Annotated in this window: 1 pseudogene; it reads right to left on the bottom strand. The window is 72.8% G+C overall.

Annotation, left to right across the window (positions count from 1 at the left end):
- Positions 1-297 (bottom strand): annotated as a pseudogene (locus ACYQ0J_RS00215) (hypothetical protein); the annotation flags it as partial.
- Positions 298-471: the final 174 nt, after the last annotated feature.

Below are 471 nucleotides of genomic sequence, written 5' to 3'. Positions count from 1 at the left end.
CCGCCCCGCGGCGCTCCGGGCGGCCCTGTGGTGGGCCTCGGCGGCCTCCTTCAGGATGCGGTCCACCTCTTTCTCCGTGAGGACCAGCCCCGGGACCAGGTTTTCCTGGAGGTACTCCACCACCTGGCGCACGGCCCAGTCCTGAAGGTTCTTGTTCAGGCGCCCCGTGACCTCCGTGACCGAGGGGACCCTCTCCCACCTCTCCCCGTCCCGGGAGACCTCGTAGCCGCCCCCGGTCCGGCGGTAGCGGAGGCGCCAGCCCCCGGGGCAGTCCTTGAACAGCCAGTCTTGATACACACACCACCCCCGAAGCCCTGGCTGGGCTCTCTACAGGTTACCCCGGCCCGGGGCTAGGCCACCCGCCACTGGGGGGTCTGGCGGAAGAGGTCCAGGAGGCCCCGCTCCCGGAGGAGGTGGGCGAGGAGGGCGCCGGGGCGCCGGACCCCCTCGCCCCTCGGGCTGAAGAGGGCC

The sequence above is a fragment of the Thermus sp. FJN-A genome, assembly GCF_054655095.1.
Note: the sequence above shows the minus strand (reverse complement) of the source record. Positions and strands in the feature narration are given on the sequence as shown.